The organism is Microbispora rosea (assembly GCF_900156315.1).
Classification (GTDB): domain Bacteria; phylum Actinomycetota; class Actinomycetes; order Streptosporangiales; family Streptosporangiaceae; genus Microbispora; species Microbispora rosea.
In genome coordinates this window covers 32,244-54,595 of record NZ_FTNI01000039.1, presented here as the reverse complement: position 1 = coordinate 54,595, position 22,352 = coordinate 32,244, and the positions used below count along the sequence as shown (strand labels likewise).

The 22,352-nt window shown below is 71.2% G+C and carries 23 protein-coding genes; 13 read left to right on the top strand and 10 right to left on the bottom strand.

Annotation, left to right across the window (positions count from 1 at the left end):
- Positions 1-28 precede the first annotated feature (28 nt).
- Positions 29-1,408, bottom strand: coding sequence for a 3-phosphoshikimate 1-carboxyvinyltransferase (aroA, locus tag BXA11_RS37015; protein ID WP_083744852.1), 1,380 nt, complete (start codon positions 1,406-1,408; stop codon positions 29-31).
- A gap of 101 nt (positions 1,409-1,509) precedes the next feature.
- Between aroA and BXA11_RS37010 the strand changes: the two genes are divergently transcribed.
- Entirely contained in the window at positions 1,510-2,271 is a 762-nt protein-coding gene (locus BXA11_RS37010) for an SOS response-associated peptidase (protein ID WP_076442204.1), read from the top strand.
- A gap of 141 nt (positions 2,272-2,412) precedes the next feature.
- A complete protein-coding gene (locus tag BXA11_RS37005; protein ID WP_030511427.1) occupies positions 2,413-2,745 on the top strand; it encodes a TraR/DksA family transcriptional regulator in 333 nt (110 codons plus the stop codon).
- Between the two features lie 52 nt (positions 2,746-2,797).
- On the opposite strand, the gene BXA11_RS37000 is transcribed toward BXA11_RS37005, so the two are convergent.
- Positions 2,798-3,538: a class I SAM-dependent methyltransferase gene (locus tag BXA11_RS37000; RefSeq protein WP_083744851.1), complete on the bottom strand. Its 741-nt coding sequence runs from the start codon at positions 3,536-3,538 to the stop codon at positions 2,798-2,800.
- A 249-nt stretch (positions 3,539-3,787) separates the two neighbouring features.
- Here BXA11_RS37000 and BXA11_RS36995 point away from each other — a divergent pair, with 249 nt between their 5' ends.
- The 7 genes from BXA11_RS36995 to BXA11_RS36965 all read left to right on the top strand — a co-directional run bounded on the left by BXA11_RS36995 (position 3,788) and on the right by BXA11_RS36965 (position 10,544).
- On the top strand, positions 3,788-4,429 hold the full coding sequence (locus BXA11_RS36995) for a sigma-70 family RNA polymerase sigma factor (RefSeq protein WP_076442202.1): 642 nt from the start codon (positions 3,788-3,790) through the stop codon (positions 4,427-4,429).
- Positions 4,426-4,692: a mycothiol system anti-sigma-R factor gene (gene rsrA, locus BXA11_RS36990; RefSeq protein WP_076442200.1), complete on the top strand. Its 267-nt coding sequence runs from the start codon at positions 4,426-4,428 to the stop codon at positions 4,690-4,692. Before BXA11_RS36995 ends, rsrA begins: the two co-directional genes overlap by 4 nt.
- Positions 4,693-4,874: 182 nt before the next feature.
- Positions 4,875-5,792 (top strand): NAD-dependent epimerase/dehydratase family protein, encoded by a 918-nt coding sequence (locus BXA11_RS36985; RefSeq protein WP_076442198.1) that lies wholly within the window; start codon positions 4,875-4,877, stop codon positions 5,790-5,792.
- A gap of 398 nt (positions 5,793-6,190) precedes the next feature.
- Positions 6,191-7,546 (top strand): HD-GYP domain-containing protein, encoded by a 1,356-nt coding sequence (locus tag BXA11_RS36980; RefSeq protein ID WP_076442196.1) that lies wholly within the window; start codon positions 6,191-6,193, stop codon positions 7,544-7,546.
- Positions 7,543-8,832: an HD-GYP domain-containing protein gene (locus BXA11_RS36975; protein WP_051762494.1), complete on the top strand. Its 1,290-nt coding sequence runs from the start codon at positions 7,543-7,545 to the stop codon at positions 8,830-8,832. Before BXA11_RS36980 ends, BXA11_RS36975 begins: the two co-directional genes overlap by 4 nt.
- A 133-nt stretch (positions 8,833-8,965) precedes the next feature.
- Entirely contained in the window at positions 8,966-10,300 is a 1,335-nt protein-coding gene (locus BXA11_RS36970) for an acetyl-CoA carboxylase biotin carboxylase subunit (protein WP_076442194.1), read from the top strand.
- A gap of 31 nt (positions 10,301-10,331) precedes the next feature.
- Positions 10,332-10,544, top strand: a complete 213-nt coding sequence (locus tag BXA11_RS36965; RefSeq protein ID WP_030511435.1) for a biotin/lipoyl-binding carrier protein — start codon at positions 10,332-10,334, stop codon at positions 10,542-10,544.
- Positions 10,545-10,558: 14 nt separating this feature from the next.
- Here the strand turns inward: BXA11_RS36965 and BXA11_RS36960 are convergent, their stop codons facing one another.
- Positions 10,559-10,936: a thioesterase family protein gene (locus BXA11_RS36960; RefSeq protein WP_030511436.1), complete on the bottom strand. Its 378-nt coding sequence runs from the start codon at positions 10,934-10,936 to the stop codon at positions 10,559-10,561.
- A 147-nt stretch (positions 10,937-11,083) separates the two neighbouring features.
- On the opposite strand from BXA11_RS36960, the gene bsaP reads away from it, so the two are divergent.
- Positions 11,084-11,266 carry a biotin synthase auxiliary protein BsaP gene (gene bsaP, locus BXA11_RS45955; protein ID WP_076442192.1) on the top strand — a complete coding sequence of 61 codons (183 nt, stop codon included), beginning with the start codon at positions 11,084-11,086 and terminating at the stop codon, positions 11,264-11,266.
- A 159-nt stretch (positions 11,267-11,425) separates the two neighbouring features.
- Positions 11,426-13,144, top strand: a complete 1,719-nt coding sequence (locus BXA11_RS36950; RefSeq protein ID WP_239105286.1) for a serine/threonine-protein kinase — start codon at positions 11,426-11,428, stop codon at positions 13,142-13,144.
- Between the two features lie 54 nt (positions 13,145-13,198).
- Here the strand turns inward: BXA11_RS36950 and BXA11_RS36945 are convergent, their stop codons facing one another.
- From BXA11_RS36945 to bioD, 3 genes are all read right to left on the bottom strand, one after another.
- Complete coding sequence (locus BXA11_RS36945) at positions 13,199-14,845, bottom strand: acetolactate synthase (protein WP_076442186.1); 1,647 nt, start codon at positions 14,843-14,845, stop codon at positions 13,199-13,201.
- A 217-nt stretch (positions 14,846-15,062) separates the two neighbouring features.
- Positions 15,063-16,061: a biotin synthase BioB gene (bioB, locus tag BXA11_RS36940; RefSeq protein ID WP_076442184.1), complete on the bottom strand. Its 999-nt coding sequence runs from the start codon at positions 16,059-16,061 to the stop codon at positions 15,063-15,065.
- Positions 16,062-16,095: 34 nt separating this feature from the next.
- Complete coding sequence (bioD, locus tag BXA11_RS36935; RefSeq protein WP_076442182.1) at positions 16,096-16,818, bottom strand: dethiobiotin synthase; 723 nt, start codon at positions 16,816-16,818, stop codon at positions 16,096-16,098.
- A 72-nt stretch (positions 16,819-16,890) separates the two neighbouring features.
- Between bioD and BXA11_RS42765 the strand changes: the two genes are divergently transcribed.
- Positions 16,891-17,100 carry a hypothetical protein gene (locus BXA11_RS42765; protein WP_143734733.1) on the top strand — a complete coding sequence of 70 codons (210 nt, stop codon included), beginning with the start codon at positions 16,891-16,893 and terminating at the stop codon, positions 17,098-17,100.
- A 26-nt stretch (positions 17,101-17,126) separates the two neighbouring features.
- On the opposite strand, the gene BXA11_RS36930 is transcribed toward BXA11_RS42765, so the two are convergent.
- Together BXA11_RS36930 and BXA11_RS36925 are read right to left on the bottom strand one after the other, a co-directional pair.
- A complete protein-coding gene (locus BXA11_RS36930; protein WP_076442180.1) occupies positions 17,127-17,855 on the bottom strand; it encodes a GntR family transcriptional regulator in 729 nt (242 codons plus the stop codon).
- On the bottom strand, positions 17,852-19,039 hold the full coding sequence (locus BXA11_RS36925) for an 8-amino-7-oxononanoate synthase (RefSeq protein ID WP_076442177.1): 1,188 nt from the start codon (positions 19,037-19,039) through the stop codon (positions 17,852-17,854). Before BXA11_RS36925 ends, BXA11_RS36930 begins: the two co-directional genes overlap by 4 nt.
- A gap of 68 nt (positions 19,040-19,107) precedes the next feature.
- Here BXA11_RS36925 and BXA11_RS36920 point away from each other — a divergent pair, with 68 nt between their 5' ends.
- Positions 19,108-20,571 carry a sensor histidine kinase gene (locus tag BXA11_RS36920; protein WP_030511443.1) on the top strand — a complete coding sequence of 488 codons (1,464 nt, stop codon included), beginning with the start codon at positions 19,108-19,110 and terminating at the stop codon, positions 20,569-20,571.
- A gap of 226 nt (positions 20,572-20,797) precedes the next feature.
- Here BXA11_RS36920 and BXA11_RS36915 read toward each other — a convergent pair whose 3' ends face one another.
- Together BXA11_RS36915 and BXA11_RS36910 are read right to left on the bottom strand one after the other, a co-directional pair.
- Entirely contained in the window at positions 20,798-21,052 is a 255-nt protein-coding gene (locus tag BXA11_RS36915; RefSeq protein ID WP_030511444.1) for a WhiB family transcriptional regulator, read from the bottom strand.
- A gap of 287 nt (positions 21,053-21,339) precedes the next feature.
- On the bottom strand, positions 21,340-22,332 hold the full coding sequence (locus BXA11_RS36910) for a diacylglycerol/lipid kinase family protein (protein WP_076442174.1): 993 nt from the start codon (positions 22,330-22,332) through the stop codon (positions 21,340-21,342).
- Between the last annotated feature and the right edge of the window lie 20 nt (positions 22,333-22,352).

Below are 22,352 nucleotides of genomic sequence, written 5' to 3'. Positions count from 1 at the left end.
CCCGATCGTCCGGGGATCAGCCGCTCGCTCATGCCGTCTCCTCGCCTGGCGCGCTGCCCAGCATCGCGGCCCACATGCGCGGGAATTCGGGCAGTGTCTTGGATGTCGTCGCGATGTCCTCGACCTCGACGCCCGGCACGACCAGGCCGATGACCGCGCCCGCCGTGGCCATGCGGTGGTCGGCGTAGGAGTGGAAGACGCCGCCGGTCAGCGGCCGGGGGTGGATGTCCAGGCCGTCGTCGGTCTCCCGGGCGTCGCCGCCCAGCCGGTTGATCTCCGTGGCGAGGGCGGTGATCCGGTCGGTCTCATGCCCCCGGATGTGCGCCACGCCCCGGATGCGGGACGGCCCGTCGGCCAGCGCGGCGAGCGCGGCGATCGTGGGGGTGAGCTCGCTGACGTCGCGCAGGTCGGCGTCGATGCCGCGCACTGCGCCCTCGCCGGTGACCCGCAGGCCCTCCGGCACCCGCTCGACCCGCGCGCCCATCTCGGCGAGCAGCTCGCGCAGCGCGTCGCCGCCCTGCGTCGTCTCCTCCGGCCAGTCCGGTACGACGACCGAGCCGCCGGTGACCAGGGCCGCCGCGAGGAAGGGAGCGGCGTTCGACAGGTCGGGCTCGACCGTGACGTCCCTGGCCCGGATCGGGCCGGGCTGCACCCGCCACACGTCGCGCTCGGAGTCGTCCACGTCGACGCCCGCCTGGCGCAGCATCTGCACGGTCATCTCGATGTGCGGCATCGACGGGACGGGCGGGCCGTCGTGCCGCACCGTCACGCCCTTCTCGAAGCGCGCGGCGGCCAGCAGCAGTCCGGAGACCATCTGCGAGGAGACCGAGGCGTCGAGGGTGACCTCGCCGCCGGGGATCGGTCCGCGGATCGTGAACGGCAGCGCGTCGTTGTCCACCGACGCGCCGAGCGCGCGCAGCGCGCCCAGGATCGGGCCCATCGGCCGCTTGCGGGCGTGGGGGTCGCCGTCGAAGAAGACCGGCCCGTCGGCCAGCGCGGCGACCGGGGGCACGAACCGCATGACGGTCCCGGCCAGCCCGACGCCGATCGACGCCCCGCCGCGTACGGGATGAGGGGTCACCGACCAGTCCACGCTGTCGGCGCTCTCGTTGGACGGCGTCATCTCGGCGCCGAGCGAGCGGAGCGCGGCCGCCATCAGGTCGGCGTCGCGGCTGCGCAGTGCGAGCCGTACGGCGCCGGGGGCGTCGGCCAGCGCGGCGAGCAGCAGCGCCCTGTTGGTCACCGACTTCGAGCCGGGCAGGCGGACCGTCGCGCGAACCGGCTCGGCGGCCACGGGGGCGGGCCAGAGCGGTGCGCCGGCGCTCTTCTCGACGCCGTTGTTCTCGACGCCGTTCTGATCGATGCCGTGCGGCGCGGCGCCGCCGGACGCGGACTGCGGAGAGGCCATGCCGCAAGCTTAGTGCGCGCACGCTCGTCCGCACCGTCGTGAGAAGCCGTGAGAACGGTGCGGCCCGCCCCGGGACACGACTTCGTGGCAGTCTTGGTGGCATGTGCGGGAGGTACGCGTCTGCGCGCAAGAAGCAGGAGTTGCTGGAGGAGTTCCAGGTCGAGCTGGACGGGGTGCCCGACCAGGTGCCCGGCGGCGAGCTCCGGCCCGACTACAACGTCGCGCCCACCAAGAACGTCTACGCGGTCATGAGCCGTGTGCAGAAGGACGACGACGGCGAGCGCCCGGGCGACGAGCCGGTCAGGCAGCTGCGGGTGGTCCGGTGGGGGCTCGTGCCGAGCTGGGCCAAGGACCCGTCGGTGGGCTCGCGGATGATCAACGCCAGGGTGGAGACCGTGGCGGAGAAGCCGTCCTACCGCAGGGCGCTGAAGTCGCGGCGCTGCCTGATCCCGGCGGACGGCTACTACGAGTGGATGCCGCTGGAGGGCAAGAAGAAGCAGCCGTTCTTCATCCATCCCGCCGACGGCGGCGTGCTCGCCATGGCCGGTCTGTACGAGTTCTGGAAGGACCCCACCCGCCCGGACGACGACCCGCTGAAGTGGCTGTGCACCTGCACGGTGATCACCACCACGGCGACGGACAAGCTGGGCCGCATCCACGACCGGATGCCGATGATGGTCGAGCGCGATCGCTGGACGGAGTGGCTCGACCCGCGCGTGACCGACCCCACGGGCCTGCTCGTCCCGGCCGGCCCGGACCGGCTGGAGGCGTACGCCGTTTCCGACGCCGTCAACAGCGTCCGTCACAACGGTCCCGAACTGATCGAGGCCCTGGAGGGCGATGACGTCCCGCGCCTGCTCTGACCCGTGACGGGGGTGTAGGCGGCGCGCGAAGTGGGCATCCGTTCGAGAAAGCGGTCGCTCGGTAGGTGACCGGCCGCTGACCGACCAGGAGACCGGGGGCTCCTGGACGGGTGATTCCCCCACTCCCGGAGGTGCGGATCCGTGGACGTCGCGACCGCGCGTATGCGCCTGGAAAGCATGCTCGCCGAGCTCGACCGGTCGATCAGCGTGCTGCGTGGGGATCCGGCCGCCGGGCGCGACAGATGCCTCGCCGACGCGGGAGCCGACCTCACCGACGCGGACCGGACCCGGGCCATGCTCGACGCCGCCTCCCGGCAGCGTACGGCCGTGCTGGCCGCGCTGCGGCGGCTGGACGACGGCGGTTACGGTCGCTGCGTCGACTGCGGCACGCTCGTGCCCGAGGGCAGGCTGGAGGCCCGCCCCGAGGCGGCCCGCTGCGTGCAGTGCCAGTCGCGGGCCGAGCGCCGCAGGTGATCCGCCCGAGCCTCCCGCGAGCGCCTGTCCGCGCCGCGTTCCCTTAGAGCGTTCACAACGGCTTGCGGGCGCTCGCCACCAGGTGGATGCCGACGGTGTCGTCGCCGTCGGCCTGCGTCTCCAGCTCGGTGCGGACCAGCCAGGACAGCGACTTGCTCTCCCCGCTCAGCACGTGGTCGACGGTGGAGGGGGACAGCACGGTGCGCGGGCGCACCCATTCCACCTCCAGGCCGGCGCCGGTGATCAGCTCGCGTATCTGCTGACTGGTGAAGCAGCGGGTGATGCTGCCGTCGGGCCAGGGGATGAGCATGACCTCGCCCGTCTGGCACAGGTGCGCCCAGTAGTTCTGCTCGGCGAGGATCGCCATACCGAGGACCAGCGAGTCGACGCACAGCAGCGCGCGCCCGCCGGGCCGCAGCACCCGGGCCACGTCCTCGACGACGGACTCGGCCATGATCTCGACCGACAGCGCGCGCTCCTCGGCGATCACGCCGTCCACACTGCAGTCGGGCAGGAAGCCGAGGTTGTCGGCGCGCACCTTCTGTATCCGCTCGGAGGCGTCGCGCAACCACGGTTCCGCCGGCCTGCGGAAGTCCATGACCTCGATCACCCGGTGACCGGCGCGCGCCGCCTGGGCCGGCCATCGCCCCCGTCCGCCGGACAGGTCCAGCAGCAGGGAGGGACGGCCGGGCAGCCACTGGCGCAACTGTTCGGCGACGACCGCGTGATAAAAGGTCCAGTACGGCCCGAGTGTGCCCGGGCCGTTGAGTTCGTTGGCCGGTATAGGCAGCACGAGCGACTCCTGGACTCTGGCTGCCCCGCGCATGGGCGTGCGGCAGCGAAACTCGGTTTCCGGGCTACCAAGCCGGTGCTTACTTTTTTCCCCGCACCGGGCCGTTCGTCACCTCAATCTGCACCGGGAACAGACTCTACGCCCGCCCTGTTGCAGTTGGGCATGAAGACGTTGGTGCTGCCAGAAGGCCTCGACGGGCTGGACCTTGCCGGGCCGGTATCCTCGGCTGGGTACGGTGTCCTGAAGGGGGTGGGTCCGGTCTCCAAGACAGCCGAGGAGACTCTGGAGCAGCGCAGTGAGCGGTTCGAGCGCGACGTCATGCCGTTTCTCGATCAACTCTACTCGGCCGCGCTCCGGATGACCCGAAACGCAGCGGATGCGGAGGATCTCCTGCAGGAGACCTTCGCCAAGGCGTTCGCCTCCTTCCACCAGTTCCAGGAGGGGACGAACCTCAAGGCCTGGCTCTACCGCATCCTCACCAACACGTTCATCAACAGCTACCGGAAGAAGCAACGGGAGCCCAAGCAGGCGGGCACCGAGGAGATCGAGGACTGGCAGCTCGCGCGGGCGGAGTCGCACACGTCGAGCGGGCTGAAGTCGGCCGAGATCGAGGCGCTCGAACACCTTCCCGACAGCGACGTGAAGGACGCTCTCGCCGCGCTCCCCGAGGAGTTCCGCATCGCCGTCTATCTGGCGGACGTCGAGGGCTTCCCGTACAAGGAGATCGCCGAGATCATGGGCACGCCCATCGGGACCGTGATGTCGCGCCTCCACCGTGGACGCCGGCAGCTGCGTAACCAGCTTGAGGACTACGCGCGCGAGCGCGGCCTCGTGCGGTCGGACTCCCGCGGCGCGGGTAACGGCGGGACGCTTGGCGAGGAGGAGCGATGAGCTGCGGGAACCACCACGACACCCCGTGTAGCGAGGTGCTCGACCGGGTGTACACCTACCTGGACGGTGAGCTGAACAGCGACCGCATCGCCGAGATCAGGAAGCACCTCGACGAGTGCTCCCCCTGCCTGGAGGAGTACGGCCTCGAGGAGGCCGTCAAACGGCTCGTGGCCAAACACTGCGGGTGCGACCCCGTCCCGCAGGACCTGCGCAGCAAGGTGCTCACCCGGATCGAGCAGGTACGCGCCGAGATGGCGGACTAGCTCGGCGGTCCCGGCAGGGTGACGGCCGGCGCGGCCCTTCGCCGCGCCCCTTCGCCACGCTCTGTCGCCGTGCCTGTCCCCGCGGAGCGCGCCTCCGTCGCGGGGGTGTGATCGGGCCGGGCCGGGGCAATGCTCGTTAGGATCTCCCGTTACAGGCCGGGAAGGCCGGGAAGGGCGGGGACATGCGGGCACTGGTCACCGGCGGGGCGGGGTTCATCGGGTCCACCCTCGTCGATCGGCTGTTGGCGGACGGTCACGAGGTCGCGGTGGTGGACGACCTGTCGTCCGGTCACGTGCGCAACCCCGACGCCCCCCTGCACGTCATGGACGTGCGCGACCCCGCGCTGGCCGATCTCGCGGAGCGCTGGCGGCCGGAGGTCGTCTGTCACCTCGCCGCGCAGATCAGCGTGCGCAGGAGCGTGGCCGACCCGGTGGCCGACGCCGGGATCAACGTCGAGGGCACGGTGAACGTCCTGGAGGCGGCTCGCCGCTCCGGGGCCCGAAAGATCGTTTACGCCTCCTCCGTCGCCGTCTACGGCAGGCCGGCCGTGATTCCGGTCCCCGGCGACGCCCCCACAGATCCCCGCTCGCCGTACGCCGCCTCCAAGCTCGGCGGTGAGCTGTACCTCGCCACCTACCGGGCGCTGCACGGGCTCGAATACACCACGCTCGTGCTGTCGAACGTCTACGGGCCGCGCCAGTCGCCCGAGGGTGAGGCCGGAGTGGTCGCGATCTTCACCGACGCCCTGCTGGCGGGAAAGCCCACGGTCGTGTACGGCGACGGCTCCCAGACGCGCGACTACGTCTTCGTGGAGGACGTGGTGGACGGCTTCGCCCGCGCCTGCGGGCCCCACGGCGACGGCCGCCGGGTCAACCTCGGCACCGGCGTCCAGACCACCGACCGCGCGCTGCACAGCCTGATCGCCGCGGCGGCCGGAGCGCCGGACGAGCCGCGCTTCGAGCCTCCTCGCCTGGGCGACCTCCCCGCGATGGCCGTCGACCCCGCTCCGGCGTACGAGGCCCTCGGCTGGCGTCCCCGGCACGACCTGCCCACGGGCCTCAAGGCCACCGTCGAATGGGCCCGGCAGGCGCTCGTCTGATCGCTTTGATTACCGGATGCGGCGTGTTACTAGTTGAGCATGCCGAGATCGCCGGCCGCCGCGGCGGCTTTCCCGGCTCGGGTCCGCGGCAGGTGGCGACAAACCGGTGCAATTGCACGCGGTGTGATTGCTTGGTTACGGTTTGGCTGCGATGGTCGCGACATCCCAGATCCGCCGTCGGCCCTTCTGTAGCCTGAGTGCGACATCGACGTGGAGGCGGCGCAATGCTTGGGAAGACCGTCGTCAGGCTGATAGTGGCGCTGGCGCTGCTTACTCCGGTGGTGGCTCTGGCCGGTCTCGCGGCCGGCACCCCGGGGATCTCCTGGACGTAGTCACTGCCCGTGGGCCGGTCCGGCAGGGCCGGCCCACGGGTCCGAACCGCATTCAAGGTGGCCGCCATGCGGGAACTGCCGTGGCCCGCCAGGGTCTACTTCGTCGCACTCGTCGGAACCGCCGGTCTCGTGATCACGCGCGGTCTCCTCGTTCATCACGGGCTCGTGGCGGAGGACTGGTCGGCGCTTCTCGTTCTGGCGCTGCTCTTCCTGCTCTGTGAGTCGGTGCCGACCCTGCTCAACGTGCCGCACGTCGCGGTGTCGGTGAGCTTCTCCGCCGCGCTGGCCGCCGTGGTGCTGGTCGGCCCGGAGGGCGCGGCCCTGGTCGGGCTGGCCGCGGTCGTGAGCGTGCGCCCCGGCCTGCCGATGGTGAAACGGCTGTTCAACGGCGCGCAGTACGCCCTGTGCGGCTACGCCGCCGGGTGGGCGTACGAGAGCGCGGGGGGACGGGCCCACCTGCCGGAGCCGGCCGACTTCCCGGGCATCCTCGTGCCGTACGCCGCCGCGACGGTGGTCTTCGTGGCCGTCAACTTCGCGCTGACCGCGGTCATCCTGCGGCTGGCGTCCGCGGTGCACAAAGACCAGGTCTCGCTCCGCGCGATGGTGCAGTTCCTGAGCTCCTACGTCGGCTTCGCCACCTTCGGCCTGCTGATCGCGGCCCTGTGGTCGACGGTGCAGTCGATCTCGGCCGTGCTCGTGCTGCTGCCGCTGTTCGTGGCCCGGTGGGCGCTGGGGCACTACCACGCCGAGCAACGGGCGTACGACGCGACCATCGCCGCGCTGTGCCAGGCGGTGGAGACGAAGGACTACTACACGCGCGGGCACTGCACGCGGGTCTCCGCGGCGTCTTCGATGATCGCTGAGGAGATCGGCATGGGCACCGAGCGGCTGCGCGCGATCCGATACGCGGGCATGCTCCACGACGTGGGCAAACTCGGCGTGCCGACCAAGGTGCTGCAGAAGGACGGCCGCCTGACCGAGGAGGAGTACGCCGCGATCCAGCTCCATCCGATGCGCGGGCTGGAGATCGTGCGGGGCATCGACTTCCTCGACGAGGCGTTCGCCGGGATCATGCACCACCACGAACGACATGACGGCAGGGGCTACCCGATGGGCCTGGCCGGCTCGGAGATCCCCGAGTTCGCCCGGATCATCGCGGTGGCCGACGCGTTCGACTCCATGACCTCCGACCGCTCCTACCGGAAGGCCAAGTCGATCGAGTTCGCGGTGGCGGAGCTGCGCAAGAACGCCGGGACCCAGTTCGACCCCGACATGGTGTGCGCGTTCGTCGAGGCGCTCGACCGGCACGGCTGGGACATGGCGCAGCCGGTGCCCGTCCCCCTGGACGACGCCGCCGTGGAAACCACCGTGAAGGATCACGACGACCCGACGACGCCCATCCAGGTGGTGTCGGAGCGGTGAGGGAGCGTCGGCTGACGGCCAGGCCGGTGGGGCTCGACTCGGGCCAGCTCCTGCTCATCTGCGCCGCCGGGATGCTGACCGTGGCGGGGATCGCCCACACGGCGGCGGAGGGCCTGACCGATCCGCGGGTCGCCATCGGGTTCGGCGCGCTCATCGCGGCCGGAGAGCTGGCCCGGCTCACGATGCCGGGCAACCGCGAGGTCGCCCCGATCTCCACCGCCGCCTCCCTCGGATACGCCCTGCTGCTCGACGTGGGCGGACGGCCGGCGCACCACTCGGCCCTGCAGGTCGTGGCGGTGATGTCGGTCGGCATGATCGCGGGCGGGCTGCCGCATCTGGCGGTCGGCCGGCCGCCACGTCTCGACGCGATGGCCCGGCGGCTGCTCGCCGGGTCGTTGCTCGCCTTCGCCTACCGGCCGCTCACCGGCCCGCTGGGGGAGCTCGCACGGGACACCGGCGACCGGAACGGCAACTGGTGGCCGGCGCTCGGCGTGATGGCCGTGCTCGTCACGATCATGCTCGTGGCCGACGTGGTGATCGCGGCCATGCACCGGGCCGACCAGGTCAGGACCGCGTTCGCCGTGGCCGTACGGGACGAGATCAGGATGGCCGCGCCGCTCGGCGCCGCCGTCGCGGCGTCGGGCATCCTGCTCGCGCTCGCCTCGCACAGCATGGACATGACCGCGCTGCCCGCGTTCGCCGCGCCGCTGCTCGTCACGCAGGTGGCGTTCCGCAAGTACGCCGGCATCCGGGCGACCTACCTGCAGACCGTGCGCGCGCTGAGCCGGGTCACCGAGGTCGGCGGATACGTCGAGCCGGGCCACTCGCGCCGCGTCAGCCAGCTGTCGGTCGCCATCGGCCGGGAGCTGGGCATGGCGGAGCCGCAGCTGCTGGAGCTGGAGTACGCCGCGCTCATGCACGACATCGGCCAGCTGTCGCTGCGCGACCCGATCCCCGGCGGCGCGACCGTGCTGGCCGACCCCGCTCAGGCGCGGCGGATCGCCGAGCTGGGTGCCGAGGTGATCAGGAAGACCGGCGTCCTCCACGGCGTCGCGGAGATCGTCCGGCGGCAGTGCGAGACGCTCGGCGAGTCCCCGCCCACGGCCAGCCGCATCATCAAGGCCGCCAACGCCTACGACGACCTGGTGGGCGGATCGACCGACAGGGACCGCGCGGCGGCGGCACTGGAGCGGCTGCGCCTCGACGGGGGGTCGGCTTACGACCCCGGGGTGGTGGAGGCGATGGCGCGCGTCGTCGACCGGCTCGTGCTCGTCACTCGCTTGTAGCAGACGTAGCATCGGACCGCCTCCAACGGCACGCCGAGCCCGTCGTTGTTGTGGCGACCCTACAGATTCGGCCCCCGCGTTCAGTCGGAACGGGCGGGGGGACGGAGCGGGGGATCATCCTAGAGTTGGGTGCGTGTTCGACTCAGTTCTCGTCGCCAATCGTGGTGAAATCGCCCGCCGCATCATCCGTACGGTGCGGAGCATGGGGCTGCGCGCCGTCGCGGTCCACTCCGAGGCGGATGCCGATCTGCCGTTCGTGCGTGAGGCCGACGACGCCGTGCTCCTCGGGCCCGCGAACCCGGCCCAGAGCTACCTCGACATCGACAAGGTTCTCCAGGCCGCCCGTACGACGGGAGCGCAGGCGGTGCACCCCGGATACGGGTTCCTCGCGGAGAACGCCGCGTTCGCCCGTGCGGTGGTCGACGCCGGTCTCGTATGGATAGGCCCGGACCCCAAGGCCATCGAGCAGATGGGCGACAAGATCAACGCCCGCAACCTGATGGAGTCCGCGGGCGTGCCGGTCGCCGCCGGGACCAGGGAGCCGGTCTCCGACCTCGCGCAGGCCGAACGAGCCGCCGAGGAGATCGGGTTCCCCGTGATGGTGAAGGCGGCCGGCGGGGGCGGCGGGATCGGCATGGGCGTGGCGCGCGACAGCGAGTCGCTGGCCAAGGCGTTCGAGCAGGCGTGCCGGGCGGCCGCCCGCTTCGGCGGCGAGCCGGCCATCCTGCTCGAGCGTTACATCGAGCGGGCCAGGCACGTCGAGGTGCAGATCCTCGGCCTCGCCGACGGCACCGTGGTCGCCCTGGGCGAGCGCGACTGCTCCGTCCAGCGGCGCCACCAGAAGGTCGTGGAGGAGAGCCCGTCCCCCGGCGTGACCCCGGAGCTGCGCGAGCGGATGCTCGCGGCGGCCGTACGGGCGGGGGAGGCCGTGGCCTATCGCGGCGCGGGCACCGTGGAGTGCCTGGTGGACGCGGACGCCCAGGACTTCGTCTTCCTGGAGATGAACACCCGGCTCCAGGTGGAGCACCCCGTCACCGAACTGGTCACCGGTCTCGACCTCGTGGAGCAGCAGATCCGGATCGCGGCCGGCGAGACCTACTCCCTCCAGCCGCGGGTGAGCGGCCACGCGATAGAGTTCCGCGTCTACGCCGAGGACCCCCGCAGGTTCCTGCCGGGTCCTGGCAAGATCGGGGTATGGGAGGAGCCGGTGGGCGAGGGGGTGCGCGTCGATTCGGGATACGCGGCGGGCAACACCGTCACGCCGTTCTACGATCCGCTGATGGCCAAGCTCTGCGTCGTCGGCGCCACCCGTGAGGAGGCGCTGGAGCGGGGCAGGGAGGCCGTCGCCGCGTTCCGCATCGAGGGCCCGAAGCACAACCTGCCGTTCTGCGCCGAGCTGCTCGACCATCCCGAGTTCGTGAGCGGGAACTACGACACCGGGCTGGTCTCCCGAATGAGAAAAGCCTGATCTGCCGAATTACGTTGAGGGGAGTTTCCGGGTGGCCGAGGTGCGCGCCGAGATGGTGGCGAACGTCTGGAAGATCGTCGTGAGCGAGGGCGAGGTCGTCGAGGAGGGCGACACCCTTGTGATCCTGGAGTCGATGAAGATGGAGATCCCCGTCCTCGCCGAGGACGCCGGGACCGTCTCGAAGCTCCACGTGAAGGAGGGCGACGTCGTCCAGGAGGGAGACCCCATCGCCGTCATCGAGTAGCGCGGGACGGACGTTCAGAGACGGGAGAGGAACCGTTCCCGGTCGACGACGACCCGCTCGATCGTGCCCGTGGCGACCAGGGCGCCGGTCTTGTCGACGGCCCTGACGGAGAAGACGAGCCGCCTGCCGTCCACCTCGGTGAGTTCGACGCCGATCTCGACGTGCATCCCGACCGGGCTGGGCAGACGGTGCTCGATCAGCACCCTGGTCCCCACGGTGGTCTGCCCCGGCTCCAGGTGATGCTGGACGGCCTTGACCGTGGCTCCCTCGGCGAACGACAGCAGCCGCGGCGTGCCCAGCACCGGCACGTCGCCGCTGCCGACCCGGATCGCCGTGTCCCCGCGCTCCACCATGATGAGGACCTCGGCGCGCAGACCTGGAGCAACACTCATGCGGGTCAGCCTATTGGGTCGGCATTCACCGGCGCTTGTGGAGGCCGCGAGGCAACTAAATGGGGCCGGGAAGCGTCTTAAACGGCAGCGGGGACTCCATGATGCTTTCCGGGCGGCGGAGGCGGGCAGCGGTTAGGGTGGTGCACTGTGGACCTCTACTGCGATCACTGCGGCCGTCCGGCCGGAAACGGTGATCACGCGGCCTGCCTGGCCGCCAGGGTGATGGAGCCACCGCGTTACTGCCCGCACTGCCGTCGCCGCATGGTTGTCCAGGTCACGCCCAGGAAATGGACGGCACGGTGCTCGGTGCACGGTAGTAGGGACGGATAACAGGTAGGCTCGACTTTCGATCCCCCGAGCCTGGATCCCTTACGCGTACAGGGTTCCGTGAAGTTGTCGTTATCTACCCGCGACACGAACCTGCTTTGTTGGACACCTTCGGGGGTCGATTGACTTAGGGGGTACGGGGCGCAAATGGTGGCCCAAGGCATGACCCTGGCTGGGCGTTACCGGTTGGACGCCCGACTCGGCGCCGGGGGCATGGGCGAGGTATGGCGTGGTGAGGACACCGTCCTCGCGCGCACCGTCGCCGTCAAGGTGCTTCTCCCCGGTCGTCTCGACGACCCCGGATTCGCCGTCCGCTTCCAGGGCGAGGCCCGCGCGATGGCGACCGTCAACCACCCCGGCGTCGTCGACGTCTACGACTACGGGGTCACCGAGGTCCCCGGCGACGGCTCCACCGCGTACCTGGTCATGCGGTTCGTCGACGGCGAGCCCCTCGACCGCCTGCTGATGCGCCTCGGCCGCATCGGCGCCGAGCCCGCGATGGAGCTCATCGCACAGGCGGCCTCCGCCCTCCAGGCCGTGCACGAGCGGGGGATCGTGCACCGGGACGTCAAACCGGGCAACCTGCTGGTGCGGTCCGACGGCACGCTGGTGCTGACCGACTTCGGCATCGCCCGCGCCGACCAGGGCAGCCGCCTCACCGACGCCGGAATGGTGCTCGGCACCGCGGCCTACTGCGCGCCGGAGCAGGCCGAGGGCGCTCCTGTCACGCCCGCCGTCGACATCTACGCGCTGGGCGTGGTGGCGTACGAGTGCCTGGCCGGGCAGCGTCCCTTCGACGGCGACTCGCCGGTGACGATCGCGCTCAAGCACATCCGCGAGGAGCCGCCGCCACTCCCGCCGGACGTGCCGCCCGCCATCCGGGCCGTCGTCGAACGGGCCATGTCGAAGGATCCGGCGCGCCGCTGGCCGTCGGCCGCCGCGATGAGCCAGGCCGCCCGGCAGTCGGTGCTGGCCGCTGGTCCCGGGATGCCCGGCACCGTGGTCCCGGACGCCGCGCCCGGCTATGGCCCACAGGGCATGGCCGGCGCGGGATACGGCCCGCAGGGTGTCACGGGGGGCCCGGCGTCCACGGGCATGGGGGCCCCGCCTCTTCCCACGGGGGCGACCACCCAGGCAGGCCCCTACCAGGGCGGGCCGGAGGCCGTCCCGGCGACCGGCGCCACCTATCGCGTCACACGGGAGTCGTGGAACGACGCCCCGGCCGTGCCGCCGACGACCGTCGCCTCCCCGCAGCAGGGCTCCCGTACGGCGCGGCGCGCGGCGCAGCGGTCCAAGAAGGGCAAGGGAATGCCTGTCGCGGCCGGGGTGGCCGGGTTCGCCGTCGTCGGCGGTCTGGCCGTCCTCGGCATCAACATGGCCTCGGCCGGGTCGGGCGTCTCTGAGTCGCCCGCGCCGGCCCTGACGGTGGCCACCGCTGACCCGTCCCCGAGTCCGTCACGGAGCCGCAACTCGCGGCCCCCCGTGAGGCCGTCCCACGAGGTGCCGGTGACGCAGCCGAGCCCGGCCAAGCCGAGAAGGCCGAGCCCCACGCCGAGCCCGACTCCCAGCTCGTCGCCGAGCCCCACCGCCTCCCCGACGCCCTCGCCGAGCTCGACGAAGGGCCTGGTCAAGGTGCCCGATCTCAAGGGCCTGCCCGAGAGCTCGGCGCTGGCGCGGCTCAACATGCTGGGTCTCAGTCCGAAACCCGTCTACGACGGCGAAGGGGAGTGCAAGGGGACGGTCGTCGGCCAGAAACCGGCGGCGAACACGTCCGTCAAGGAGGGCACGGCGGTCACGTTCACCGTGAAGAAGGACTGCCCGCCTCCCTCGCCCAGCCCGTCGCCCAGCGCGGCCGGGAGCCGCTCTCCCGCGACGTCCTGAAACCGCCCCGACGGGAGCCCCGCGCGACGGACGTACGCGGGGCTCCGCCGGTGGTCACACCCCAGTCGTGTTGCGCGGGTAGGCGATCGCGGGGTCGGTGGCGATGTTGACCAGGTAGGGCACGCCGGAGTCGAACGCGCGGCGCAGCGCCGGGCCGATCTCGCCCGGCGACGTGACGAGCTCCCCGCCGCCGCCGAGCGCGGTGACGACCTGGTCGTAGCGGCACTGCGGCTGGAGCTCGGCCGCCACGTCGTAGCCGTACAGCATCTGCATGGGGTGCTTCTCCAGCCCCCACATGCCGTTGTTGCCGCAGATCATGACGACCGGCATGCGGTGGCGGACCAGCGTGTCGACGTCCATCAGCGAAAAGCCCGCCGCGCCGTCGCCGAGCAGCAGCACGACCTGCGACGACGGCCTCGCGAGACGCGCCGCGATGGAGTAGCCGAGCCCGGTGCCGAGGCAGCCGTACGGGCCGGGGTCGAGCCAGTTGCCGGGCCTGCGCGGCTCGACGTACTTGCCGGCGTAGGAGACGAAGTCGCCGCCGTCGCCGATGACGACCGCGTCGTCGGCGAGCACCTTGTTCAGCTCGCCGTAGATGCGCATCGGGTGGATCGGGTCGGCGTCCGACTCCAGCAGGGCCGCGTCCCCGGCGGTCGCCGCCGCCGCGGCCTCGCTCAGCCTGGTCACCCACGGCTCGTACGCCTTGGGGTTCACCCCGGCGGCCCCGCAGGCCGCCGACAGGCCCCAGAAGACGACCGACAGGTCGCCGGCGGCCGAGCCGGACAGGCCGGTGTGTGTGGCGAGCTGGGAGGGCGCGTCGGCGATGTGGACGACCCTGGCGAGCGGCGCGCCCTCCTTGCCGCCGAACCAGCCGTAGGCGAGCCGGAAGTCGAGCGGGGTGCCGACCACGATGACGAGGTCGGCCTGGCCGAAGGCGACGCCCCGGGCGCGGGTCACCAGCAGCTCGTGCCCGGCGGGCACGATGCCCCGGCCCTGGCCGTTGGGGACGACGGGCAGGCGCCACTCCTCGGCGAAGTCCCGCGCGGCCTCCTCGGCGCGCTCCATCCAGACGTCGGAACCGAACACCAGCACCGGGCGCTCGGCCTCGGCGAGCAGCCGCGCGATGCCGGCGAGAGCCTCGGAGTCGGGCTCGAGCGGCGACGGGGTCAGCGTCTCCGAGACGTACTCGGGCGACGGGGAGAACAGGTCGTCCATGTAGACGTCCAGGAACACCGGGCCGCGGTGCGGGGCCAGGGCGGTCCTGAAGGCCATCTCGACGTCCTGCCCGATGGAGTCCGCACCCGACCCGGTGAAGGCGAGCTTGGTGATGGGCGCGAACAGCGGCGGATGGTCCATCTCCTGCAGCGCCCCGGAACCCCAGCGTGAGCGCGGGGCGCGTCCGCCGAGCACGACGACCGGGGAGCCGTTGAAGTGGGCCGTGGCGACCCCCGAGACGCCGTTGGTGACGCCGGGGCCCGCCGTGAGCACGGCGAGGCCGGGCTTGCGGGTCAGCCGGGCCGTCGCCTCGGCCGCGAACACCGCGCTCTGCTCGTGGCGCACGTCCAGGATGCGCATGTTCTGATGGACGGCCCCGTCGTACAAGGGGAAGACGTGCCCGCCGGACAGCGTGAACATCGTGTCCACGCCGTAGGCCTGGGAGACGGTGACGGCGATGTCGCCTGCGTGTTTGGGGGACTCCATAGGGTGAAACCTACCAGTCGGTCACTTTGGTCGTGTTTCGAAAGTGATGCCCTGTCGCGCGACGGGCGGCACTTCCTCGACACTCCCTTGGGAACAGGGGAACGGCCAATGCCCTCCAGCCACAGGAGAACCTCGGTCACTCCCGCTGATGCCCGGTGTCGTCGCGGCTACTCCGCCCCCGCGGGCTGGGATTCCAGCCGATCGCCCGCCGGTGGCGTCAGAGGGTCTGGGAGAGCGCCTTGATGGGCATCTTGAGGTCGGCGAGCAGCTCCAGATCGCGCTCGGGCGCGCGGCCCAGGGTGGTCAGGTAGTTGCCGACGATGACGGCGTTGACGCCGCCCAGCATGCCGTCCCTCGTGCCGAGGTCGCCGAGGGTCAGCTCGCGGCCCCCGGCGTACCGCAGGATCGTGCGCGGCAGGGCGAGGCGGAACGTGCCGATCGTCTTCAGGGCCTCGGAGCCCGAGACGAGGGGCTGGTCGGCGAACGGCGTGCCGGGGCGGGGGTTGAGGAAGTTGAGCGGCACCTCGTCGGGCTCCAGCTCGCCCAGCTGGGCGGCGAACTCGGCCCGCTGCTCCAGGGTCTCTCCCATGCCGACGATGCCGCCGCAGCACAGCTCCATGCCCGCCTCCCGGATCATGAGGCAGGTGTCCCAGCGCTCCTCCCAGGTGTGCGTGGTGACCACGCGGGGGAAGTGCGACCGGGCGGTCTCCAGGTTGTGGTTGTAGCGGTGGACCCCCATCTCGGCCAGTTCGTCCACCTGCGTCTGCGTGAGCATCCCGAGGGAGCAGGCCACGTTGATGTCGACCGCCTCGCGGATCGCCTTCACGCCCTCACGGACCTGGTCCATCAGCCGCCGGTCGGGTCCGCGTACGGCCGCGACGATGCAGAACTCCGTCGCCCCGGTCGCGGCCGTCTCGACGGCCGCCCGGACGAGAGAGGGGATGTCGAGCCAGGCCGCGCGAACCGGGGAGGAGAACTGGCCGGACTGCGAGCAGAAGTGACAGTCCTCCGGGCAACCGCCGGTCTTGAGCGAGACGATCCCCTCCACCTCGACCTCGGGACCGCACCACTTCATCCGCACCTCGTGCGCCAGGGCGAGCAGGTCGGGCAGGCGCTCGTCCGGCAGCGTCAGGCACTCCAGCGCCTGGGCCGCGTCGAGGCCCCTGCCCTCGTCCAGAACCCGTACGCGGGCGATCTCCAGGATGTCGGTCTTCACGCGGCACTCCCGTCGGTCCTCGGCGGCACTCCCGTCACAGGGGCAGCTTAAGGGCCGAGCGGAATCCGGCCGGGTCGAACATGCCGCCGAGCGTGGGAGCGAGTCCGACGCGGGCGGCGCGGGCGAACGCCTCCCGGCCGAGCGCGCCCGCGCCCTCCGGCAGCGCTCCCGACAGCGGCCGGGCGGCGAGCATCTCCAGGTCGGCGACGTTCGACCGCTCGGCGAGCCCCGGCTCGGCGGGCCAGGACCCGATCACCACACCCGCCAGGTCGAGGCCCCGGCCCGCCATGGCCTCGAGCGTCAGCGCCGTGTGGTTGAGCGTGCCCAGGGCGGCGCGCGCCACCACGAGGACGGGGGCGTGCAGCCGCCGCGCCAGGTCCGCGAGCGTGCCGCCCTCCTCGTCGTAGCGGACCAGCAGGCCCCCGGCGCCCTCCACGAGCACCAGCCGGTGCGACTCGGCCAGCTCCTCGATCCGCGCCGCCGCAGACGTGAGCGACAGCGGCGGCATGCCGGAGACGCGGGCCGCCGCGGCGGGGGAGAGCGGATCGGGATACCGCGTCATCTCGAAGGTCGTGGTCACCCCCGACAGGCGGATCACCTCGTCGAGGTCCCCCGGCTCCCCGGCCGCAACCCCGGTCTGCGCCGGCTTCACCACCGCCACCGTCGCGCCCCGCTCCAGGGCCAGGACGGCGAGCGCCGCCGTCACCACCGTCTTCCCGACCCCCGTGTCCGTCCCCGTCACAACGAGAATGCTCACGCCCCGCAGAGTAGAACGCCCCCCGCTCACCGAACCACCCGACACCCCCCGTGATCTTGTAATTTGTTCCACGTGGTGCCGCTGGCCTGCGCGGACACCTTTCGTGATCTTGCACAGATCGGCCGAAAATCCCGCCTGCCTGCCGGTTCATCGTTCGTGATCACGCAATTGCCTGATCACGAACGGCGTATGGCCTGGTCAGGCGTGCGGCCGGCGTTGTTCTGCAAGATCACGAATGGTGAATCCGCAGGTCACATGTGGGCGCTGCGACAAATTACATGATCACGGGGGTGGGGCGGGGGTGGGGGTCAGGGGCGGCGGAGGCGGGTGACGAACTTGTAGCGGTCGCCGCGGTAGAGCGACTGGGCGTACTCGACGGGGTTGCCGTCGGCGTCGAAGGCGTGCCGGGTCAGCAGCAGCATGGGCAGGCCGACGTCCACGCCCAGCACCTGCGCGTCGTACGGCGTGGCGAGGACGGTCTCTATTACCTCCTCGGCGTCGGTCAGCCGCACGTTGTAGGCGTTGTGCAGCGTCTCGTACAGCGAGGAGTGCACCTCCAGCTCGCGCCGCAGGCGGGGGAACCGGCGGGCGGACAGGTGCGTGGTGTCGATGGACATCGGCTCGCCGTTGGCCAGGCGCAGGCGGTGGATCCGCAGGACCCGGCTGCCGGGGTTGACGGCCAGCCGCCGCCCGAGCGCCTCGTCGGCCGTGATGTAGCTGATGTCGAGGATCTTGGTGTCCGGCTCCAGGCCGACCGTGCGCAGGTCACCGGTGTAGGAGGTGAGCTGCAGGACCTGGGCGACCTTGGGCTGGGCCACGAACGTGCCCTTGCCCTGGATGCGCAGCAGCCTCCCCTCGACCACGAGCTCCGACAGCGCCTGCCGGACCGTCGTCCGGGATGTCTCGAAGCGCACCGCCAGGGCGCGCTCGGGCGGGAGCGCGCTGCCCGCGGGCAGGCTCTTGGTGAGCTCCAGAAGACTGCGCTTCACGTCGTAGTACTTCGGAACCCGGGGAGAGTCCTCGCTGTGCTCCGTCACCTGTCCACCCTCAACTCGGCCACATCGCCCAACTCAGGCAACATCGTCAACTCGGCCACAGCGGTGAGCGCACCCCGGACCACCGCGAGATCATCGGACCTCAAATCGGCCCTCGCGGTCAACCGCAGACAGGACCGGCCACGAGGCACCGATGGTGGGCGGAAGCATCCCACGCGAACCCCCAGTTCCGCACACAGGGCTCCCGCTGACAGGGCGAGCGTGGGCGAGCCGAGCACGACCGGCACGACGGCGGCCGCCGGATCGGCCGTCTCCAGGCCGAGCTCGCGGGCCGTCGCGGCCAGTTCCCCGGCTCTCAGCCGAGCGCGTACGGGCAGGTCAGCGGTGCTCTCAAGGATATCGAGAGCGGCCAGGGCGGCACCGGCGCAGGCCGGTGCGAGGCCGGTGTCGAAGATGAACGACCGGCCGGTGTCCACGAGCGTGCCGATCACCTCGGGGGCGCCCAGGACGGCGCCGCCCTGGGAACCCAGGGACTTCGACAACGTGACGGTTCTCACAATGTCCGCGCGGCCGGCGAGGCCCGCCGCGTGCACGGCGCCCCTGCCGTGGTCGCCCACCACGCCGAGCGCGTGGGCCTCGTCCACCACCAGCAGCGCGCCGTGCCGTACGGCCGCCTCGTGCAGGGCGCGCAGCGGGGCGAGGTCGCCGTCGACGGAGAAGACGGCGTCGGTGACGACGAGTGCGTGCTCCTCGGCACGCTCGGCCAGGGCCTTGTCCACCGCCTCCGCGTCGCCGTGCGGGGTGACCACGACCCGCGACCGCGACAGCCGGCAGGCGTCCACGATCGAGGCGTGGTTGCCGGCGTCCGAGACGATCAGGCCGCCCCGCCCGAGGGCGGCGACAGCGGCGAGGTTGGCGAGGTAGCCCGAGGAGAACACCAGGGCCCCGGCCGCTCCGGTGAACGCGGCGAGCCGGTCCTCCAGCTCGGCGTGGAGCCGGGTGGAGCCGGTGACCAGACGTGAGCCCGTGGAGCCCGCCCCCCACTCCCGGGTCGCCCGTACGGCCGCCTCCACGAGCCGCTCGTCCCGCGAGAGCCCCAGGTAGTCGTTGGAGGCCAGGTCGAGCAGGCCGTCGTGGCCGGGCGTGCGCGGGCGGAGAGTGCGGCGCAGGCCGGCCGCCTCGCGCTCGGCGGCGGCCGCGCGTAGTCTGTCCAACGGCCCTGTCATGAGGTGCATCTTGCCAGGTGGCGATGGTCGATTCGCTTTCGACCCGGACAGCGGCGCATCATGCAGTCGTGCCGACTCTCAGCGACCTGGTGTCGCGCCACACCGCACTCGATTCCGCCGGCGTCGACTGGATCCACTCGCTGGTTTCGGACTGGCAGCTGCTCGCCGACCTGTCGTTCGCCGACCTCATACTGTGGGTTCCCGATCAGAGCGGCACGAGGTGGGTGGCGGTGGCCCAGATGCGGCCCACGACCGGTCCCACCGTCTACCACGACGACGTCGTGGGCATGTCCATCGCCGTCGGAGAGCGGCCGCTGATCGACGTGGCCTGGGCCGAGAACCGCATCTGCAGGGAGGGCGACCCCGACTGGTCCAGCGGCGTGCCGGTGCGCGAGGAGACGATCCCGGTGCGGCGGGACAAGGAGGGCCCGATCATCGGGGTCATCCAGCGCTCGACCAATCTGTCGTCGGCGCGGACCCCGTCCCGGCTGGAGCTGACCTATCTGCAGAGCGCGTCCGATCTGGCGCAGATGGTGGCCGAGGGCAGGTTCCCCTTCGCGGAGGAGGAGCCGATCCTGGTCAGGTCGCCCCGGGTGGGCGACGGCCTGCTCCGCCTGGACAAGGCCGGGCGGGTCACCTACGCCTCGCCCAACGCGCTGTCGGCCTACCGCAGGCTCGGCCTGCACGCCGATCTCGTGGGGGCGGACCTGGGGAAGACGACCGCCGACCTGTGCTACTCCGACGAGCCGATCAACGAGGACCTGATGCTCGTCGCCAGCGGGCGGGCCCCCCGGGAGACCGAGGTGGAGAACGGCGGCACGGTCGTGCAGCTACGGGCGATCCCGCTGATCGTCGGTGGCGGCCGCATCGGCGCGCTGGTGCTGATCCGCGACGTGACCGAGCTGCGGCGGCGCGAGCGGGAACTGCTCACCAAGGACGCGACGATCCGCGAGATCCACCACCGGGTCAAGAACAACCTGCAGACCGTGGCAGCGCTGCTGCGGCTCCAGGCGCGCCGGCTGAACAACCCGGAGGGCCAGGAGGCGCTGAACGAGGCCGTACGGCGGGTCGGCTCGATCGCGATCGTCCACGAGATCCTCGCCCAGATGCCGGAGGAGATGGTCGAGTTCGACGACATCGCCGACCGGGTCATCGCGATGACGGCGGAGGTGGCGGTCGCGCAGGTGGCGATCAAGCGGGTCGGCAGCTTCGGCGTGCTGCCCGCCGCGGTCGCGACCCCCATCGCCATGGTGCTGACCGAGTTGCTGCAGAACGCGGTCGAGCACGGGTTCGCCCACTCCTCCGGAAACGTCCAGATCGTCGTCTCCCGCGACGCCGATCGGCTGGAGTTCACCGTGGCCGACGACGGCAAGGGCCTGCCCGAGGACTTCGACCTGGAGGCCACGGGGAGCCTCGGTCTTCAGATCGTCCGTACGCTGGTCGTCGGCGAACTTTCGGGCCGCCTGGGTGTGGCCACGAGAGACAGCGGGGGCACCGAGGTCAGCCTCAGCATCCCGGTGCAGTCGGGCTGATCTCCCCGAGGGCTTCGATCCCCCACAGGGTTCGCGGGAGGCCCCACAGGGGGTCCCGCTGTGCGAGACCTGTGTGGGGGATGCCATAGTGGACGCGATGCGTTGGTGGACAGACGGCCCTGTGGGCGGGAGGCTACGCGGCCGTCCCGGCCGGGCTCCGAGGTCCCGCGATCCGGTGAATGCCGTCGCTGGCATTCACCGAAGGCGTTCGCGTGCGGCGGGGGAGTCAGACGGCGGCGCGGGCGCGGGCGCGAGCCGTACGGCGCTTGAGGGCGCGACGCTCGTCCTCGCTGAGCCCGCCCCAGACTCCGGCGTCCTGACCCGACTCGAGGGCCCACTTGAGACAGGACTCGGCGACCGTGCATCGCCGGCATACCTGCTTGGCCTCTTCGATCTGCATGAGCGCCGGACCAGTGTTCCCGATCGGGAAGAACAGTTCGGGGTCCACGTCACGGCAGGCAGCGCGGTGGCGCCAGTCCATGCGTTCCACTCCTTCGTAAAGTGGAGCCTCCGTGGCTCCTCTAGCCGTCAACTTTGTGAACTCTTTCACTAGCTGATGCGAACGATCGCCCGGATCCTGGGATGGGGGCCGGGCTCGTTCACGTGATCGTCGGGGCTCCTCACGGAGGCGGTGGTCTCCGTAAAGGTCCTACGTTCCGACGTCGTAGTTCAGCTTTTCAGCCGTTCCAACACCACACAAGAGGTTTGGAACAAGGTTTTGCCCGTCGTGGCTGTCGGATGCGTCACACTATGACTACATGTAACAAGCTAGACGAGGACTTGTAATGCGTCCGGGATAGCGCGGAAGATCACCCACTCGTGTTCTCCCAGGTAGTCGCCGTCGAGCTGGAAGGCGACCGGGCGGGAGGCATGGAGCGTGAACTCGGCCTCGTCATGCAGCTGAACGAGGTGTTTACCGCGAGGCAATCCCCGGTGCTCACCGATGATCTGCCGGACGAGCGCGAGCACCGTCGGCAGGCCCATCCTGCGGAGCCCGAGCATGTCGAGCCCCGTCTCGAAGCCGGCCCACGGCGTCGGGTTGATCGGACGTGTGCCGGCGTACGTCCACGGCGACGTGTTGGACACGATCGCCATGAAGATCCCATCCTCTGGTGGCCGGCCGGGACGTGTCAGCCGGATGGCCGGCCGCCGGCGGTCCGTCACGAAGAAGTGGCGGACCGTCGTGTTCACGTAGAGAGCGGGCAGCGCGCGATGCCCCGCGCTTCGCAGGCCCTCCACGGCCCGGACGACCTCGGCGTCGTATCCCAGCCCAGCACAAAATGTGAAATATCTAGACCTTCGCTGGTCAGGTGGCGCACCTGCCCCCGGGTCCGGCCCTGAAACCTCGTCGTGCCAAATCGCCTGTCCCAAACCGATGGTCCTGCGGCGTCCTTCGCGCAGCGCCTCCAGGACGGCGCCGGTCGCCTCGACCGGGTTGTTGGGCAGCCCGAGGGCGCGGGCGAAGACGTTGGCGCTGCCCCCGGGGATCACGATGAGCGCGGGCCGCTCGTTCGCGCCGCCGGCGGGCCGGGCGTCCAGCAGGCCGTTGACGGTCTCGTTGATCGTGCCGTCGCCGCCGAGGACCGCCACCGTGTCGAAGCCCTTGGCGTGCGCGGTGGCCGCGAGCGCGGTCGCGTGGCCGCGATAGGCGGTCTCCTCGACCGACAGGTCGACGGCGGCGCCGAGCGCCCGGATCAGCACGTCGCGCGTACGCCGGTGCGTCGAGGTCGCCTTGGGATTGACGAGGAGGAGTGCCCGCATGCCTGAAGGTTAACGAACGG